Raw genomic sequence first — 17,508 nt, 5'->3', positions numbered from 1 at the left:
AACGTGATCACGATCACATTCTCAAGGCGTTTACCCACAAATTTCCTGTAAGGCAGCAGCGGCTACAGGAGTTACATGCATCTCCTGTTTAATATTAAGTTCATAGTATGTTGTAACTAATCAGCGTTCATAAAAAACCCGGTCGTAACCGGGTTCAGATAACAAAGCCATTAGCACAGAGGACGAACCGCTTCGCGCATTCCTTTTTCCAGAATGGAATCCAGGTCTCTTGTCACCTGCTCTACCAGCCCCGGCACCTTGGTCAAGTCCTGCTCCCAGTGGCCTTTTTCTGCCAGTACAATGGCAACCAGTTCCTGAGTGCCGATAACACGCTCACGATGCTGGCTCCACAGTTGCTGATAACGCTCCAACCAGTGCGCATCATCCTGCACCGGATACGTTTCACCATTACGTTCACCACGATAGAACGCAATCAACGCCGCTAATGCAAAAGTGAGACGGGCCGGAAGTTTGCCATTCACTTTCTGCCCTGCCAGTAGCTGCGGCAGGATACGGGTACGGAACTTGGTCATACCGTTAAGCGCAATAGACAATAACTGATGCTTAATGTATGGATTACGGAAACGCCCTGTCACCGCACTGGCGAAGGATTCCAGCTCTTCACGCGGCAGATCCAGCACCGGGATAATCTCTTCATAGATCGCTTTTTCAACAAATGCGCAAATTTCTGCGTCATTCATCGCCTCGCCTACGGTGTCCAGACCCGCCTGGAACGCCACCGGTACCAATGCAGTATGTGCACCATTGAGGATTGCGACCTTACGTTCTTTGTAAGGTTTAATATCGTCAACAATCAGTACGTTGAGCGGATATTTGTCCAGACGCAGTTCTGTGGCTAATGACTTAGGTCCCTGAATAACAAACAGATAAAAGTGTTCTGCGGTGTCAAGGAAGCCATCGTGATAACCCAGTTCTTCTTCCAGTTTTGTCACTTCGTCACGCGGATACCCTGTAACGATGCGGTCCACCAGCGTAGAACAGAAAGTATTTGCCTGATCCAGCCACTGTATAAATGCTTCCGGCAACGCCCACTCTTGCGCGTAACGCAACACCAGTTCACGCAGTGCGTCGCCGTTATAGTCGATCAGTTCGCACGGAATGATGATCCAACCTTTATCCAGTGCGCCGTTGAAATGGCTGAAGCGTTCAAACAACAGGCGCGTCAGTTTGGCCGGATAGCTTACAGCTGGCGCATCATCAAATTTATCACCTGCGTTGTAGCTGATACCCGCTTCGGTAGTATTGGAAAAGACAAAGCGCATTTCCGGGTTATGCGCCAGTTTCAGGAATTCATCGTATTCACCGTAAACGCTGATTTCACGGTTAACGGAACGAATCAGACGAGCATCACTGACTGCTTCCCCCTTCTCGTTCAGACCACGGATGATGGTGGTGTACAGACCATCCTGAGTGCTAAGTGACGGCGGAAATGACGTATCAATCGGACGAACAACGACTACGCCAGCGTTCAGATCGGTGTGCTCATTAAGAAGATCAATTTGCCAGTCAACAAAGGCGCGCAGGAAGTTACCTTCACCAAATTGAATAATACGTTCTGGATACTGTGCACCGGGAAAATCGCGACGATTTAGTGTTTTCACAATGGGTCCCCTTCTGATTAGTCATACAACCTGTTTTAATTGGTACGACAGGCTAGCAAACTTTAATACACTGAACCCCTGTTTTGATCAACTCGTGGCGAATAACTAACAGGTTTTGGCGAAAAATGTGCTGTCGGTCAAGGTTCCTCAAGGGTTACACAGCATAACTACAGCTTTACTTCATAATGACAAACCACAAATCGGTAGAACAAATTAGTCGCCATTTCCCCTGAAACAGCAAACTTGTCAGACAACTTCTTCATCATAGCGCATTGTGCTGGTGCGGTTTCGCCCGTCTTTCTTCGAGCGATAAAGACATTCGTCAGCTTCCACCATCAGCTTATTGAAGTCATCTGTTAACGTAAGAAATGAAGCACAACCACTCCCGACGCCAATACTGACCGTAAGATAGAGCGTTTTTTGTTGCCAGTTAAATGGCTGCAGTTCCACACCTTTACGGATTTTCTCCGCCATCAACAGACCATCGACGGGGTTCACCGAAGGCACTGCGACGGCAAACTCTTCCCCGCCCATCCGCGCAACCAGCCCCTTATCGCCGACAATCTTTTGTATATGCTGCGCAAATACACTTAAAACTTTATCGCCACATTCATGACCATAGTTGTCATTAATATTTTTAAAATAATCAATATCAAGCAGCATGACCGTCAAATGCTGTGTCTGCTGCAATGACGGATTTTTTAACGCCTCATAGAGGCCAGACCGCGAATATACCTGCGTCAGAAAATCAAAATCAGCACGCAACGAGACCTGTTTCATCAGCGAATTAATTGCAGCAACACTAAAGGAGACCATAATCGGGCAAATGGCCATCGTGGCAATCCCCAGTCGCGCGGAAAACATTTGTGGAATGGAGAACGGAGAACCCACGGCGATATCAATGACTGAATTGGCCACCAACACAATTTCCACCGCCCCGGTGATAAAGGTCAGCAAACACGTTACCTGCGGCGTATAACGCACCGCGCACCAGATTAACGCAGGCAGTGGAAATGCCAGACTCCCTGCTCCACCAATCACAACAGAGGCGCTAACGGACACAATCAGCGCCATGGCTGGCATTAGCCGCTCAGCTTTAAAGCGCGGCATAACACCGGGAATTGCCAGTGTCAGCATACAAGGAACGATTAGCACCCCTGTAGAAAATTGCTCACTAAACCAGTCAGCAAGCAATGGCCAAAAATCCAGACTATCAATACTTACCGAACCAATCGCTCCAACAATGGCACATAATAAGGCGGCAATCAGACAATAATTAAATAATCGTAAAGCACTTACTGGTTCATATTTATTTTTTCCAAGACGCTTATCTCGTGCCACCAGCAGAGCAACAGTCGCAATAAACATCATATTGGATAAATTGATAACCAGCGAGACCAGCCCCCATTCAGTGGTCATGGCGTCATAAGCCAGCATTGCCACATAACAGATGGCATAGTAATGCAGGCGATTAAGCCAGACATAGCGGGCAAACACCCCTGCCATCACACCATTCAGCGGCCAGAAAAGTGAGAGTTCATGAACCAGGCGTAGCTTTGCGCCGATAAAATAAAACAACGTGGTAAGTACAAAAATAGCAAAGCTATTACGTAACAGATGGCCTTCCTTAAACAATCGGAAAGTGGTATTGGGGAGTACATGCATTAATGATCTATCCATACAATTGCGAGCGGCAATTATCTCAACGCAATAAGTAAATTCTCATAAAGGATAGCATGTTCGCTGACAGCGGCGATAATTTAAGAGATCTATCCGATAAGATTTTATCGCATACAGCAATTATTGTGGCTGATTCATCTGAATAACCAGCCAATGATAAATGACCATCACGATATAGCGTTGTTGCTCTTCACTTAACGGTACCCCCTGCGGAATGTTATGCCACTTCGCCAGGCAGCCGCGACAACAGGTTGCAGTGGCATGTTGGGCGATAAACACTGGATGTCCGCGCATGGGTGTTTGCTTACCGTCATTTGTCGGAAACGCCGGGGCAAGACGTTTCGCGACAAAATCTGCCGCATGTTGTTCGATAACCGGTGCGCCCTTCTCCAGACAATACTGACGTTCTTTCACACCAAGACGAAAACGAGAGCGAAATGTCGAACGGGATAACCGGGTGAAGAGTGGATCGAGTGACCGCATTAATAAACCGAGCGCCCTAACTGTTTCGTCAACTGTTCAAGTACAGCAATACCGGCAAGAGAATTTCCCGCATTGTCCAGTTCCGGGCTCCAGACCGCAATCGCCATCTCATGTGGGACAATAGCGACAATACCGCCGCCAACACCGGATTTAGCCGGCAAACCAACGCGCCAGGCAAACTCACCGGCGTTCTGATACATACCACTGGTCGCCATCAGCGCATTAATTTGCCGCGCCTGCATCGGCGTCACCACTGGTTCATCAATATGAAATGCCTTACCCTGATTCGCCAGAAAAACAAACGTCCGCGCCAGCTCCACGCAACTCATTTTCAGTGCGCAGTAGTGAAAATAGTTTTGCAGTACGGTCGTCACATCATGATGGAAATTACCAAAGGACTTCATCAGCCATGCGATCGCCGCATTCCTTGCTGAATGTTCAAACTCAGAACGTGCAACGACGGTATCGTAGGCAATATCTGACACGCCGCTCAAACCGCGTACTACTTCCAGCATACGTTGCCGTGGTGCACTCAATCGCCCTTGTAGCATATCGCAGACCACCAGCGCGCCAGCATTAATAAACGGATTACGCGGAATACCGTGCTCCATTTCCAGTTGCACTAAGGAATTGAACGGAGATCCCGATGGATCTTTGCCGACGCGTTGCCAGATTTCCTCTTCGGAATAATGACGCATGGCGACAACGAGGCTAAGCACTTTGGAAATAGACTGAATGGAAAAACGTTCTTGCGCGTCTCCGGCTTGAAAAAGTTGCCCGTCAACGGTACAGATAGCAATTCCCAGCCGGGAACCCTCTACCGTTGCCAGCGCCGGAATATAATCCGCGACTTTACCCTGACCAATCAGCGGACACACTTGCCGCAAAATAGTCTCTAAAATTGCATTATCCATGGCGACTGCCACTCTCTGCTCCTTTCCCGCAGGTCTGAAAAGACCTGCGAGTATAACAGAGCTCAATATATGGCGTTAGATCCGGTCTTTCCACACGGTCTGAATATTACAGAACTCATGTAAACCGAAATGGGAGAGTTCACGCCCAAAACCGCTCTTCTTCACGCCACCAAAGGCGACTCGCGCATCACTGGCGCTAAAACCATTGATAAACACACCGCCGCATTCCAGACGAGCCGCCATCTGTCTGGCTAATGTTTCATTGCGTGTAAAAAGGGTTGCCGACAAGCCGAACTCGCTGTCATTAGCCAGTTCCAGTGCATGTTTCGCATCTTTCGCAATCGTAATCGCTGCGACCGGTCCAAACAGCTCTTCACGAAACGCGGTCATTTCCGGCGTTACATCTGCCAGTACTGTAGCCGGATAGTAATTCCCTGCCCCTGCGACTTTTTCCCCGCCCAGCAACAAACGTGCCCCCTGCGCCAGCGTTCTTTCCACCTGATGATGCAGTTCATCACGCAAATCAAAACGTGCCATTGGGCCGAGATCGTTCTCTTCGTTAAGCGGATCGCCCATTTTTAGCTCTGCAGCCGCTGCAACAAATCGTTCAGTGAATACTGGGGCAATCCTTTCTTCGATAATAAAGCGTTTCGCCGCCGCGCAAACCTGTCCGGTATTCTGATAACGCCCGGCGACCGCGGCTTTCACAGCCAGATCCAGATCGGCATCGTTAAGCACAATAAACGGATCGGAACCGCCCAGTTCCAGCACGCATTTTTTCAGCGCCGCCCCTGCCTGCGCACCAATAGCCGCTCCCGCGCGTACACTTCCGGTAACCGTCACCGCAGCAATGCGCGGGTCTTTAATCATCTGACTGACACCATCGTTGTCAGCATTCAACCAGCCATATACGCCTTGCGGAATACCTGCATCTTTAAAGACCTGCGCAATTAATTGCGCACAGCCCATCACACTCGGGGCATGTTTCAGTAGATAACCGTTGCCTGCCAGAATAATAGGGATAGCGCCGCGCATAACCTGCCATAGCGGAAAGTTCCACGGCATAATCGCCAGAATCGTCCCCATCGGTCGATATTCAATAACCGCCTGTTGATTCTCCACCAGCGTAGGTTCGGTCTCCAGCATGACCGGCCCATGCTCCGCATACCACTCGCACAAGTTAGCGGATTTCGTCACTTCAGCACGCGCCTGTTTGATGGGCTTACCCATTTCACGGGTGATCATTTGCGCCATTTCTTCGCCACGGGCGCGCAGCGCCTTGCCAATATCGCGCAGTTTTTCCGCACGGTAAGCGACACTCGTTTCGCGCCAGTGGCAAAAGTCCGCCGCAGCCAATTCAAGCGCATGTTCAATTTCATGAGTACCAGCCCAGGGAAGCACAGAAAGTCGTTCGCCATTGGCGGGATTGTTCGAAATGGCATGAGTCGCCGGAGTGATGGACATCGGGATATCTCCATTGTAAGTGATATCTCCAGGATACGCAGATTTACTCCTCCGTAAAAATGAATAATATTAAGTCACTTATTCACAAATCGAGAATGCCATGGACCTGACCCAGTTAGAGATGTTTAACGCCGTTGCCGAGGCTGGCAGCATTACTCAGGCTGCGGCAAAAGTGCATCGCGTACCGTCGAACCTCACAACCCGAATTCGCCAACTGGAAACGGAGCTTGGAGTGGCGTTGTTTATTCGGGAAAATCAACGTTTACGTCTCTCTCCTGCCGGACATAACTTTTTACGCTACAGCCAACAAATTCTGGCGCTGGTAGATGAAGCGCGCAGCGTCGTCGCTGGCGATGAGCCGCAAGGTTTGTTTTCTCTCGGTTCACTGGAAAGTACTGCTGCGGTACGAATTCCGGCAACGCTGGCGGAATTTAATCGTCGCTATCCCAAAATTCAGTTTTCTCTCTCCACTGGCCCTTCCGGTACTATGCTGGACGGTGTACTGGAGGGAAAACTGAATGCCGCATTTATTGATGGCCCAATTAGTCATCCAGTCATTGACGGAATCCCGGTTTATCAGGAAGAACTGATGATTGTCACGCCACAGGGGCATTTCCCCGTTACTCGCGCCAGTCTGGTCGATGGCTGTAACATTTATGCTTTTCGGGCTAACTGTTCGTATCGACGTCATTTTGAGAGCTGGTTTCATGCTGACGGCGCAGCACCGGGAACAATCCATGAAATGGAGTCATACCACGGTATGCTGGCCTGTGTGATTGCCGGTGCAGGAATTGCGCTTATCCCCCGTTCCATGCTGGAAAGTATGCCCGGGCATCACCAGGTTGATGCGTGGCCTCTGGGTGAACCATGGCGTTGGTTAACAACATGGCTGGTCTGGCGACGTGGGGCGAAGACACGCCCGCTTGAGGCGTTTATTGAATTGTTGGGTATGTCTGAGTCGACAAAACGTCACGATCAATGAGCTATTTTTGATAGTTCATGTATCTCCTTTGCTCTATATAGTGATGCTCCGATGACTTTTGCATTACATGGGGCAAAAATGATCAGACCAGTCAGTGTCAGTAATTACATATCTATTTCTAACGATTTCCCCGTTAATTATATCCCACCGCAAATAAAAGATGTTTTAAAGAGTTTTATCGATGCACTTTCCATAATAATTTGTGATGAAGAGTGGCGAACATCACTAAGAGTCAACTCAATCACAAAGAATATATTTGATAACCTGGATAATTTATCATATACCCAACAAGCATTATCCCAGGATAACGATAGCTTATATAATGAAAGCGTTTAGTTTAGATTAAAGTACCCCATTAAGACTGGAAAAAATAAAGAGTTCATGGAATTTTTGGTGGTAATAAATTTAAGTCCTGTCCATTTAGATAGTTTTCGCCACAATGGAGAAATTAATATATTTTGTCCACCTGATACAAAAACAGCCATTACAGGCTGTAGATTTCAGGCTGGGATCGAGCGGGTTCTCTTCTTGTTTCTGAATGATTTTATTGAACAATTTCCAATGATTAGTATCGGGATCCCCATCAAAAGGGCTCATACGCCACATATTGAACCACTGGCCCCGGATCACCATGCGGCTGCAGATTACTTACGCCAGTTTGATTTACTCGCCATGAACTTTATCTCCCGCGGTAACTTTGTTATATTTCCCGGCTTGTGGAATAAATCCGAGATCACCAGGTGGTTTGCAAATACGCCTCCTAATTTAATCACCACTATTCTCAATATAACTGATGACGAATTAAAACACGACTTACTGCAAAGTTTGATGGATTCACTTTGTCATAATAAACATATATTACCTGAAGTTTGCATCTGTTTTTTATCTCTTTTAGCAGACAGCAAATCGCCTCATTTTCAGGAGTTATTTCTATTTTTTTCAACCATTTTTTTGAATTATCAACAATGTATGAATCCTAATGAAAATGATCTGAATGACGTGCTGATACCTGCATCATTAAATGAAAATAGAACTATTCGCCACCTGGCGAAAAAAATGCTTAAACTTATTACTAAAAAAAACATTCAACCTAAAGTTATTGGCGAAGACTTCGCCATTACAAGGCCACGTTCCCCAGTATCTCCCACCACGCCATCAATGGCCAAAACCCCCGTTCTTTCTGAACGTCATTAAATCTGATGTCTGCCAACGGGCTAACTCTCTGACGAGTGATATAACCACCGTCAGAGAAACGACAAAACGAGATCCAGATCACAAAAACATTGTACTCATCTCATTAACCGTTCTAAGATCATTCAATTACCTTTTCGCAACGAATCCAATAATCTGTTATGACAACAAACGCTGTTTCCCGCAAAGTGGCGTGGCTACGGGTAGTTACGCTGGCTGTGGCTGCCTTTATCTTCAATACCACTGAATTTGTTCCCGTTGGCCTGCTTTCTGACATCGCGCAAAGCTTCCATATGCAAATCGCTCAGGTCGGTATCATGCTGACTATCTATGCCTGGGTTGTGGCGCTTATGTCGCTCCCTTTTATGCTTCTGACCAGTCAAATGGAACGCCGCAATCTGTTGATTTGCCTGTTTGTGGTCTTTATCGCCAGTCATGTTCTGTCATTCTTGTCGTGGAACTTTACCGTTCTGGTTATCAGCCGAATCGGCGTAGCTTTCGCACATGCAATATTTTGGTCGATTACCGCATCTCTGGCGATCCGCATGGCGCCAGCGGGTAAACGAGCGCAGGCATTAAGCCTTATCGCCACCGGCACAGCTCTGGCAATGGTATTAGGTTTACCCATCGGACGTATCGTAGGGCAGTATTTCGGCTGGCGAACAACCTTCTTCGCGATTGGCATTGGGGCGCTTATCACTCTGCTATGCCTCATAAAATTACTGCCCTTACTTCCCAGCGAACATTCAGGATCGCTGAAAAGCTTACCGCAATTGTTCCGCCGTCCGGCATTGATGAGTATTTATCTGTTAACCGTGGTAGTGGTCACCGCCCATTACACGGCCTATAGCTATATCGAACCTTTCGTACAAAACATAGCCGGATTCAGCGCCAACTTTGCCACAGTATTACTGTTATTGTTGGGTGGCGCTGGCATTATTGGGAGCGTGATTTTCGGCAAACTGGGTAATCAATACGCTTCCCCACTGGTCAGCGCGGCAATTGCGCTACTGCTGATATGTTTGCTGTTGCTGCTACCTGCGGCGAGCAGTGAATTACACCTTGGCGCTCTGAGTATCTTTTGGGGCATCGCAATGATGGTTATCGGGCTGGGTATGCAGGTGAAAGTGCTGGCACTAGCCCCGGATGCCACCGATGTGGCTATGGCGCTGTTTTCAGGGATTTTTAATATTGGCATTGGCGCTGGGGCGCTGGTGGGTAATCAGGTCAGTTTGCACGGGTCAATGTCGATGATTGGTTATGTCGGGGCGATACCTGCTCTCGCCGCATTAATATGGTCAATCATCATATTTCGCCGCTGGCCAGTCACTCTGGAAGAACAGACACAATAGTTTAAAGGCCCAAACGGGCCTTTTTTAATGGTAGGTTTTAATATGCTGCGGAAAGAGCATGCGAAAACCAATAAACGCAACAATTAAACCGCCGGCAATACGTAGACCGGGAATCGAAATTCCGAATGTATCCATTACCAACTGCCCGGCGTAATAAGCGACCATCATAATGGCCAAGACATACACCGAAGCCATCAATGACTGACGGTTACGCTCAGCGCTATTCATATTGCCAGCCAGACCGAGAAACAGTGCTACGGTCGTCAGCGGGTTAGCTAACGGCAGTAACACCACCAGCCCCAGGCCAATTGCTTTAAACAAATCCAACATTGGTGGTAGTTATCCTGTGTGTTTGCGTAATCAGCGAAAAGTATAAAGGGTAATCAAGGTGAAAGTTGCACTCTTTAACTAACCTTGCCCTCCATTGACCAAAACTTGAACCGATTTAGCAAATCGTGGCATCTATCAATCCATTCGTTTGACTTATATTTGCCTGGGCAATATTATCCCGCGCAACTAATTACTTGCCAGGGCAACCATTGTGAAAAATACCAGTGACCTGTTCAATGAAATCATCCCATTGGGTCGCTTAATCCACATGGTTAATCAGAAGAAAGATCGTCTGCTTAACGATTATCTGTCACCGCTGGATATCACTGCAGCACAGTTTAAGGTGCTCTGCTCTATTCGCTGTGCTGCGTGTATTACCCCGGTAGAACTGAAAAAAGTGCTTTCGGTGGACCTTGGCGCGCTGACACGCATGTTGGATCGCCTCGTCTGTAAAGGCTGGGTCGAACGGATGCCTAACCCAAATGACAAGCGCGGCGTATTGGTGAAACTCACCACCAGCGGCGCAGCAATATGTGAACAATGCCATCAACTGGTTGGCCAGGACCTGCATCACGAATTAACAAAAAACCTGACGGCGGACGAAGTGACAACGCTTGAGCATTTGCTTAAGAAAATCCTGCCGTAAACAAAAAAAAGAGGTATGACGATGTCCAGACGCAACACTGACGCTATGACTATTCATAGTATTTTGGACTGGATCGAAGATAACCTGGAATCGCCACTGTCACTGGAAAAAGTGTCAGAACGTTCCGGTTACTCCAAATGGCACCTGCAACGGATGTTTAAAAAAGAGACCGGTCATTCATTAGGTCAATATATTCGCAGCCGTAAGATGACGGAAATCGCGCAAAAGCTGAAAGAGAGCAACGAACCGATTCTCTATCTGGCAGAACGTTATGGTTTTGAGTCACAGCAAACGCTGACCCGTACCTTTAAAAACTATTTTGATGTTCCGCCACATAAATTCCGAAGTTCTAACATGCAAGGTGAGTCGCGTTATTTGCATCCGCTGAACCATTGCAACAGCTAATAAAAATGTGACAACGTCACTGAGGCAATCATGAAACCACTCTTATCTGCAACGTTGACTGCGTTAATTGTCTTTTCTACGCAGAGCTTTGCGGAACAAACCACACAGCCGGTCGTTACACCCTGTGATGATGTGGTGATTGTTCCCCCATCACAGGAACAATCACCATTCGATTTGAACCACATGTCTACGGGCAGTGACAAGTCGGATGCGCTGGGTGTGCCTTATTATAATCAACACGCTATGTAGCTATTGTCAGGCTCTTATCACAGAGCCTGACATTTCCTTCAGACCTTTTCCGTTGTATCAAATATTTTCGCCATTGCTGGCGATAAGATCCCGATACCAGTAAAACGAGGCTTTGCGTATCCGTTCCAGTGTTCCCTTCCCTTCATTGTCTTTATCGACATAAATCATTCCGTAGCGTTTTTTCATTTCCCCTGTTCCGGCAGATACAAGATCAATACAGCCCCACGGGGTATATCCAATCAACTCAACGCCATCCTCAGTTACCGCTTTTTTCATTTCCCGAATATGGGAGACAAAATAATCAATGCGATAATGATCGTTAACCGTGCCGTCAGCTTGTCGCTGGTCAACTGCGCCAAACCCATTTTCGACAATAAACATCGGCAACTGGAAGCGCTCCCAAAACCAGTTCAGAGAATAACGTAAACCTGCCGGGTCTATTTGCCATCCCCATTCAGAGGTAGCAATATAAGGATTGCTGACTAAATCCCGCGGCTCCACATAATCAAGCATGACGTTATCTTGTGAAAATTGCGTCACAAATGACATGTAATAGCTAAAGCCGATAAAGTCGACACATCCTTTGGCAAGAATCGCATTATCTTCTGGCGTAATATCCAGCGTAAAACCTTTTCTGGCAAAGTAATTCAGCACATGTTGTGGATAGTTGCCACGCGCATGAATATCGGTAAACCAGTAGCGCCGATGCATGGCTTTCGTTGCCATCATCATATCATTAGGGGCACACGTCAGTGGATAAATGGGACACATGGCGATCATGCAGCCAATTTTAAATTCGGGATTGATCGATTTTCCAATATCAACAGCGAGTGCACTGGCAACTAACTCATAATGCACCGCCTGATACATGATTTCTTCCCTTGCAGACATCTCTTCGTCAGGAGAATACAAGACTCCAGAGTTAGTAAATGGAGACAGACTTTCACTGAAATTCACTTGATTATTGATTTCATTGAATGTCATCCAGTATTTCACTTTCTCTTTATAACGCATGAAAACGGTCGTTGCAAAACGGATAAAAAAATCAATAAGTTTACGATTTCTCCAGCCGCCATATTCTGTAACCAGATAATAAGGCATCTCAAAGTGCGAAAGCGTCACCACCGGTTGAATCCCGTACTTCAGACACTCATCAAACAGGTCATCATAAAATTGTAAACCCGCTTCGTTGGCTTCTTGCTCATCACCTTGCGGAAAAATGCGTGTCCAGGCGATAGAAGTTCGAAAGCATTTAAAGCCCATCTCAGCGAATAATTTAATATCGTCCTTATAGCGGTGATAAAAATCAATCGCTTCATGGTTAGGATAATTGAGTCCGTCAATAATTCCATCTGTCACTTTTCGCGGAACACCATGTGCTCCAGCCGTCATTACATCGGCGATACTTATACCTTTTCCGCCATCATTCCAGCCACCTTCCAGTTGGTGTGCGGCAACGGCGCCACCCCATAAAAAATCATGTTTAAATCCAGACATATCAACTCCTTAACTTAAATAAATTACCACCAGACTTCTGCCTGTATCCCGGCCATAAATTCGTCTTTGCTGTTATCATTAAAATTGAAATTCGACAATTCGTTATCAAGAATATTAATGTATGTACCATAGAAACGAATTTCTGGTCTTGAACCTAAAATACTCTCACCCACTTTTAACGCATGATACAACGTCGTTTTGTAGGCAGATTCGTTTAACGTTACACCCTGTTGGGTTTTGTTTTTTTGTTTAAACCAACCGAGTTCAACACCAGTCTGGTTCCAGGTATTCCAGATCCAGGCAGGACGAATAACTGTACGAATACTGTCGAAATCACTGTGAGCACCACTCTCATAGCTGTAAACATCTTCACCATGAGAGTAGACCAGCGCATTTGCCATAATGATATTATCGGTAAGATACATTTCACCTTGCGAAATTAAACGCCAGGCGATTCCGTCAGTATGATCGCCATAATAATAACGACCATGCGCCATGGTATTACTGGCATCAGAAAAGCTGGCAAAGCTGCTGGCATATGAATTATTAGCAACCTGCAATGTAAACTCATTAAACGTGTCGCGTTGCATGTTTTGTCGTAAAATGGAAGTCAACATCCAGCTATCTTTCATCTCAAAATAGCTGTCATCACTTTCATTCGAATTTTGGTCATCCGTCTTATTAGGCGTGGAGTATTTTGCCATTACCGATAATGTTGCATCATCCCATAACGGAATATTACGATAACGAAGATCGACTGAGTTAGTATTCATCTGAGTCGTATGGGTAAAATCACGAGAGTAAACATCAACATCATCGCGACTTAATGACATATCAAAAAGCCCCACGCCAAGCGCCCAATTTTCAATCCCGACACCAGCGGCTACGTCAGTGGTTAATGTCTTCCAGTCTAGCATCTGGATTTCATATTGCGGGAGCTTATGTTTACCGACCCAAAAATCTGCTTCAGGCGCAAAAGGTAAAAAACCACGCGTGGTAAGATAAATATCACTAAACTGCATAATATTTTCATTGTTGCTATCACCAAACCAGGCATCGTTGTATTGTTCTCCGACGTTACCATCATAGGTTACGACAGCATTGGCGGTTTTTCCGTTTTGATTATAGACACGTTGATTTAACGTCAGATCAAACCAACCACTCATTTCGTTACCAAAACGCCCTAACGAACCAGCAGCATATGTTTGCGATGAACCGTGATTACTTGTTCCCCATCCTGAGCGGAAATATCCTTGATAACTAAAGCCAATATCATCCTTAATGTATTTACTGATATCTTTCAGCGTCACACTTTCAATGGTTGTCTGGTCTCCTTTACTCTCAATAACGGCAACTTGTTGCGATCCATTCACGGCGTTAGCGCCATTAACCTGACTTTGCTCTCCGTTTTCATTTTTAATATTGTCAGCAACTGGAGATTGCTGCGATATTTCAGAAAGTGTAGCAACTTTATATTTGTTTTCAGCAATGCTTTTTTGTAGCGTAGAAAGTCGGGATTTATATTCTCCAAGTTCGTTTTTAGTTTGTTTAAGTTCAGCTTTATTTTGTGATAATTCATTTTCGAGAAGTTCAAGTCTCTGTTCAATCGTTAATTTAGCAGCCAGGGAATTTATTGGGAATAATGCTGCAACAATAGAAACAGACAAAAGACTAACATTAAGCGTCTTCAAATTCATAACTTATCCTTAAGAGATATTAGATAGTATCCTCCAGCCGTTACGCTGGAGGAAAAAGATCATGCCTGAAGTTCTTTTCTTAACCGGATTATTTCTTTCGCTAAATCCTGACATAACATGGCATTCATTAAATGATCCTGCGCATGTACCAAAATTAAATTGACATGAATTTTACCACTTCCTTCATCCTGACTAATTAAGGCCGTTTGGATCTTGTGTGCTTTAAGACCAGCAGATTCCGAGCTGGCCATAAACTGTGTGACGCCTTCCCAGTTTTTTACCGTTGCACATCGTATCGCTTCCATCGCATCAGAGCGCGCCTGTCCGGCATTAATCAATAACTCCATAACGAGTTCTTCATCAGCAAACATTGAAATCTCCTTATTATGTAATCAGGCTTATGAGTTGTCGGTAATGGTATTGACTTTATTAGCGGCAATGACGAAGGGTAAATAAATCAATGTCGCGACAGCTAAACATAAGAATCCAACCATAAGAGCTAACCAGTTACCTCCTGTACCGAGAAAAGCGATTAATGGTCCCGGCGTAGTCCATGGAACGGCATAAGCTACTGGGGGAATAATTTCCATTGAAACAAAGAAATAACCAATGGTGCAGTTTACAATAGGGACTAAAATAAAAGGCACCATCATGATTGGGTTAAGGACAATCGGAAGTCCGAACATTACCGGTTCATTAATGTTGAAAATACCTGGGATAAACGACATTTTTGCCAAATCGCGATATTCTGCCCGCTTTGATGCAATAAAGATGGCCAGTAATAATCCCAGTGTCATTCCTGAACCGCCACAGTTGGCGAAAGCATCATTAATTGAAGTCCAGGTAATTGGATACGGCGCTCCCCAGGTTGTACCATGTTGAGCAGCAAAGGAAAGGTTTTCCAGATTGGCTTCCGAAAATACCGTTTCACGAATAGCGGATGTCGTATTAGGCCCATGAATCCCCAATACCCATAAAAAGTTCCCTACAGCCCCCAGAATGATCACGGCAAAAATATTTGTCCCCATGTGTTTTAATGGCGCCTGGATCAATGTGTAGATAAGGTCGTTCAATCCCTTGGGGGAAATCAGCGTCAAATAATAATTAAGTGCAGAAAAAAACACCATCACAAAAAATATCGGCAATAATACTTTAAATGATCGCGCTACCGCAGGCGGCACCGCCGCCGGCATGTTAATGGCTATTTTAGGGTTTCGTGCTAATCGGCAGAATATCTCACTGGTAATCAGCGACACGATAACGGCAACAAACAGCCCTTGTGCACCGAGATATTTGGTTGTCAGAAACGCTTGTCCATCTATCATCTGATAAGGGGTATAGACTATAAAAAATGCGCCAATTGCGGTTAAACCACAGAGTAAATCGTCTTGCTCGTAACTGATTGCTATATTCCTGGCAACCAAAAAAGCAATCATAATCGACATGATGTTTACAGAGCCATTCATCACCGGAGTAAAAATAGCCTGTGCTTTTTCCAGATTCGGGAAAAGGCTGTTCAGGTGTAACAAACTGGCGATAAAACCGTCCGGTGATAAAATTGCAAAATTGATTAAAATAATCAATGAACTTGCCATAATAATAGGAAACGTAAAAACGAATCCATCTCTCACCGCTGCAACATGTTTCTGTGAATTTAACTTGATGGCGACTGGAACAAGAAAACGTTCCATTCCACGTTCGAATGAAGCCATTAATCCCATTTTTAATACCTGCTATTTTAAATGATATCGACATTCGAAGAATTTCGGAATGTATGTAATCATTTTCTGATGTGTGAAAAGTAAGTTCAGGTAATAATTTTAATGCTGCAGCAACGTTACTCTTGCAGCAGTTTCATCGCTAATTCAAAAACGGCCTGCCCATTCATCGTGCCATAATCTTTCATGTCGATAACAGCTATCGGTATTTTCCCCTGCGAAACGGCATCAAGCTCTGTTTTCTGAAACCGGACTTGTGGCCCGAGCAATACAATATCCACTTCGTTATTCTTTATTTTCCCTTTTGCTTCAGCAATTGCCAGTGCCGTAATATTAACGTCAAATGAAATAGCGTTCGCATGTTCAATCATACGCTTGACCAGCATACTGGTTGACATCCCCCCGGCGCATACTAACAAAATATTTTTCATATTCTTCCTTAATGGTATATAACAGGTTAAATTTCATAAATATCATATCCTGCGCTAAACACGCGTCCCGGTACATTGATCACAGTAATACAGCAAGAAAGTTGTTCAACTTCACGGAGATAATTAAACAACTCTGTAAAGCGTCAAAAAGAAAAACATTTAACCCATTGTTTTTAAAGAACATAAAAAGGTGCAAAAGTGATATTCCAAAAGATTGCCCGCTTACTTAAATCTGAAATTAATGGTAATACATGGCATGTCGGCGATTTGTTACCATCAGAAGCTGAGTTGTCACTTCATTATAATGTTTCTCGTAATACCTTACGAAAGGCATTAAGTGTGCTTGAAAACGATGGGATCATTCAAAGAAAGCATGGATCAGGTACATATATTCACAAAAAGAATTTTACGGCACATATCGATCATATGAATAGCTTCAGCGAGATTGCTCACAAGGGGGGGAAAGAAGCGGGAAGCAAGATTATGAAATTTGAATTACAGAATGCCTCGCCCGTCATTGCCAATGAGTTGAGTCTGTCGCAGGGCCAACCAGTCTATTACATCAAAAGACTGCGGTTTATTGAAAACAATGCCGCGCAATTAGAAGAAACCTGGATGTCAGTAGAGCGATTCCCCGATTTAACGATTTCACATATACAAAAATCAAAATTTTCGTATATTGAGAACGAATGCGGGATCAAAATTATCGGCACTTTTGAAACCTTCTCACCAACCTTTCCCACACCAGAAATTGCCAGTATTTTGCATATCAGCCCACAGGACCCAATTTTGAAAATTCAGACGCAGGCCGTAGATAGAAATTATATTCCGCTGGATTACTCTCTAC

The 17,508-nt window shown here is 45.2% G+C and carries 16 protein-coding genes and 2 pseudogenes; 7 read left to right on the top strand and 11 right to left on the bottom strand.

Translation table 11 applies throughout. The annotated features are described in order from the left end of the window. Positions 1-170 precede the first annotated feature (170 nt). The 5 genes from uxaB to sad form a co-directional block, all read right to left on the bottom strand. The gene (uxaB, locus tag EA14781_RS04700) at positions 171-1,622 is read right to left on the bottom strand and encodes a tagaturonate reductase (protein WP_000854603.1); all 1,452 of its coding nucleotides are present in this window, start codon (positions 1,620-1,622) and stop codon (positions 171-173) included. 246 nt (positions 1,623-1,868) lie between these two features. Then, positions 1,869-3,287, bottom strand: coding sequence for a sensor domain-containing diguanylate cyclase (locus EA14781_RS04695; RefSeq protein WP_000558269.1), 1,419 nt, complete (start codon positions 3,285-3,287; stop codon positions 1,869-1,871). 135 nt (positions 3,288-3,422) lie between these two features. Continuing rightward, positions 3,423-3,785, bottom strand: coding sequence for a DUF4186 domain-containing protein (locus EA14781_RS04690; RefSeq protein WP_001257078.1), 363 nt, complete (start codon positions 3,783-3,785; stop codon positions 3,423-3,425). After that, positions 3,785-4,711: a glutaminase B gene (glsB, locus tag EA14781_RS04685; RefSeq protein ID WP_000257425.1), complete on the bottom strand. Its 927-nt coding sequence runs from the start codon at positions 4,709-4,711 to the stop codon at positions 3,785-3,787. The genes EA14781_RS04690 and glsB overlap by 1 nt, the downstream gene beginning before the upstream one ends. Before the next feature lie 63 nt (positions 4,712-4,774). Beyond that, positions 4,775-6,163, bottom strand: coding sequence for a succinate-semialdehyde dehydrogenase (gene sad / locus EA14781_RS04680; RefSeq protein ID WP_000028985.1), 1,389 nt, complete (start codon positions 6,161-6,163; stop codon positions 4,775-4,777). A gap of 100 nt (positions 6,164-6,263) precedes the next feature. On the opposite strand from sad, the gene ptrR reads away from it, so the two are divergent. The 3 genes and pseudogenes from ptrR to ydeA all read left to right on the top strand — a co-directional run bounded on the left by ptrR (position 6,264) and on the right by ydeA (position 9,688). After that, entirely contained in the window at positions 6,264-7,145 is an 882-nt protein-coding gene (gene ptrR / locus EA14781_RS04675) for a putrescine utilization regulator PtrR (RefSeq protein ID WP_000366482.1), read from the top strand. 78 nt (positions 7,146-7,223) lie between these two features. Then, a pseudogene (gene yneK / locus EA14781_RS24630) lies at positions 7,224-8,339 on the top strand (putative protein YneK). A gap of 158 nt (positions 8,340-8,497) precedes the next feature. Next, entirely contained in the window at positions 8,498-9,688 is a 1,191-nt protein-coding gene (gene ydeA, locus EA14781_RS04660; RefSeq protein WP_000210431.1) for an L-arabinose MFS transporter, read from the top strand. 45 nt (positions 9,689-9,733) lie between these two features. Here ydeA and marC read toward each other — a convergent pair. After that, a pseudogene (gene marC, locus EA14781_RS04655) lies at positions 9,734-10,018 on the bottom strand (NAAT family transporter MarC); the annotation flags it as partial. 211 nt (positions 10,019-10,229) lie between these two features. On the opposite strand from marC, the gene marR reads away from it, so the two are divergent. From marR to marB, 3 genes are read left to right on the top strand one after another with little or no spacing between them, the layout of a single operon-like run. Next, positions 10,230-10,664 carry a multiple antibiotic resistance transcriptional regulator MarR gene (marR, locus tag EA14781_RS04650; protein ID WP_000799374.1) on the top strand — a complete coding sequence of 145 codons (435 nt, stop codon included), beginning with the start codon at positions 10,230-10,232 and terminating at the stop codon, positions 10,662-10,664. A 21-nt stretch (positions 10,665-10,685) separates the two neighbouring features. Next, positions 10,686-11,069: an MDR efflux pump AcrAB transcriptional activator MarA gene (marA, locus tag EA14781_RS04645; protein WP_000091205.1), complete on the top strand. Its 384-nt coding sequence runs from the start codon at positions 10,686-10,688 to the stop codon at positions 11,067-11,069. Positions 11,070-11,099: 30 nt separating this feature from the next. Continuing rightward, positions 11,100-11,318: a multiple antibiotic resistance protein MarB gene (gene marB, locus EA14781_RS04640; protein ID WP_000803543.1), complete on the top strand. Its 219-nt coding sequence runs from the start codon at positions 11,100-11,102 to the stop codon at positions 11,316-11,318. Positions 11,319-11,375: 57 nt separating this feature from the next. Here the strand turns inward: marB and EA14781_RS04635 are convergent, their stop codons facing one another. From EA14781_RS04635 to EA14781_RS04615, 5 genes are all read right to left on the bottom strand, one after another. Continuing rightward, positions 11,376-12,815 (bottom strand): 6-phospho-beta-glucosidase, encoded by a 1,440-nt coding sequence (locus EA14781_RS04635; protein WP_000012594.1) that lies wholly within the window; start codon positions 12,813-12,815, stop codon positions 11,376-11,378. Between the two features lie 23 nt (positions 12,816-12,838). Further along, complete coding sequence (locus EA14781_RS04630; RefSeq protein ID WP_001050222.1) at positions 12,839-14,512, bottom strand: carbohydrate porin; 1,674 nt, start codon at positions 14,510-14,512, stop codon at positions 12,839-12,841. Positions 14,513-14,571: 59 nt separating this feature from the next. After that, positions 14,572-14,883, bottom strand: coding sequence for a PTS lactose/cellobiose transporter subunit IIA (locus EA14781_RS04625; RefSeq protein ID WP_000457096.1), 312 nt, complete (start codon positions 14,881-14,883; stop codon positions 14,572-14,574). Between the two features lie 27 nt (positions 14,884-14,910). Next, the gene (locus EA14781_RS04620; RefSeq protein WP_000523808.1) at positions 14,911-16,233 is read right to left on the bottom strand and encodes a PTS sugar transporter subunit IIC; all 1,323 of its coding nucleotides are present in this window, start codon (positions 16,231-16,233) and stop codon (positions 14,911-14,913) included. A gap of 116 nt (positions 16,234-16,349) precedes the next feature. Next, positions 16,350-16,661 carry a PTS sugar transporter subunit IIB gene (locus EA14781_RS04615; protein ID WP_000789850.1) on the bottom strand — a complete coding sequence of 104 codons (312 nt, stop codon included), beginning with the start codon at positions 16,659-16,661 and terminating at the stop codon, positions 16,350-16,352. A gap of 198 nt (positions 16,662-16,859) precedes the next feature. Between EA14781_RS04615 and EA14781_RS04610 the strand changes: the two genes are divergently transcribed. Continuing rightward, a partial coding sequence (locus tag EA14781_RS04610; RefSeq protein WP_042335418.1) for a GntR family transcriptional regulator occupies positions 16,860-17,508 on the top strand: 649 nt, incomplete at its 3' end.

Origin of the sequence: Escherichia albertii NBRC 107761 = DSM 17582 (assembly GCF_000759775.1) — a bacterium.
Classification (GTDB): Bacteria; Pseudomonadota; Gammaproteobacteria; order Enterobacterales; family Enterobacteriaceae; genus Escherichia; species Escherichia albertii.
This window is presented reverse-complemented; position numbering and strand designations above follow the sequence as displayed.

Coding starts and splice junctions, on each gene's coding strand:
- marA (WP_000091205.1), top strand. CDS start 10,686: ATGTCCAGACGCAACACTGACGCTATGACTATTCATAGTATTTTGGAC.
- sad (WP_000028985.1), bottom strand. CDS start 6,163: ATGTCCATCACTCCGGCGACTCATGCCATTTCGAACAATCCCGCCAAT.
- EA14781_RS04690 (WP_001257078.1), bottom strand. CDS start 3,785: ATGCGGTCACTCGATCCACTCTTCACCCGGTTATCCCGTTCGACATTT.
- EA14781_RS04630 (WP_001050222.1), bottom strand. CDS start 14,512: ATGAATTTGAAGACGCTTAATGTTAGTCTTTTGTCTGTTTCTATTGTT.
- EA14781_RS04625 (WP_000457096.1), bottom strand. CDS start 14,883: ATGTTTGCTGATGAAGAACTCGTTATGGAGTTATTGATTAATGCCGGA.
- marB (WP_000803543.1), top strand. CDS start 11,100: ATGAAACCACTCTTATCTGCAACGTTGACTGCGTTAATTGTCTTTTCT.
- EA14781_RS04695 (WP_000558269.1), bottom strand. CDS start 3,287: ATGCATGTACTCCCCAATACCACTTTCCGATTGTTTAAGGAAGGCCAT.
- EA14781_RS04615 (WP_000789850.1), bottom strand. CDS start 16,661: ATGAAAAATATTTTGTTAGTATGCGCCGGGGGGATGTCAACCAGTATG.
- ptrR (WP_000366482.1), top strand. CDS start 6,264: ATGGACCTGACCCAGTTAGAGATGTTTAACGCCGTTGCCGAGGCTGGC.
- ydeA (WP_000210431.1), top strand. CDS start 8,498: ATGACAACAAACGCTGTTTCCCGCAAAGTGGCGTGGCTACGGGTAGTT.
- EA14781_RS04635 (WP_000012594.1), bottom strand. CDS start 12,815: ATGTCTGGATTTAAACATGATTTTTTATGGGGTGGCGCCGTTGCCGCA.
- EA14781_RS04620 (WP_000523808.1), bottom strand. CDS start 16,233: ATGGGATTAATGGCTTCATTCGAACGTGGAATGGAACGTTTTCTTGTT.